Origin of the sequence: Pseudoalteromonas sp. S554 (assembly GCF_005930865.1) — a bacterium.
GTDB classification, from domain to species: Bacteria; Pseudomonadota; Gammaproteobacteria; order Enterobacterales; family Alteromonadaceae; genus Pseudoalteromonas; species Pseudoalteromonas marina.
The window spans coordinates 1-330 of the sequence record NZ_PNDV01000208.1; the positions used below are offsets into that span (position 1 = coordinate 1).

At 41.8% G+C, this 330-nt stretch carries 1 pseudogene; it reads left to right on the top strand.

What is annotated here, in order from left to right:
• Positions 1–289 (top strand): annotated as a pseudogene (locus CWB65_RS19725) (DEAD/DEAH box helicase); the annotation flags it as partial.
• Positions 290–330: the final 41 nt, after the last annotated feature.

A 330-nucleotide genomic window follows, 5' to 3' on the forward strand; every position in this document is an offset into this window, starting at 1 on the left:
AGCACAAACAGGTACCGGCAAAACGTTGGCCTTTTTAACTGCTACGTGGCATCGGTTAGTACAATATAGCAAAGCACCTAGAAAACATCCAAGACCCCGGATCACGGCACATACTCGGGAGCTTGCGATTCAGCTACACAAATCTCCAAAAATTATAGCCCCACACTGTAATCTTAACTTAGGTTTAGTATATGGTCGCGAAGATTACGAAAAACTACGTGCAAAATTAGAAAAATGCGTAGTTATTTTAATTGGCAAGAGAGTTAGGGTAATCGAGTTGTCAAAGCAAGCCAGTTAGTCCCTAAATTAAACTGAGGTTGTCGGTCTTGC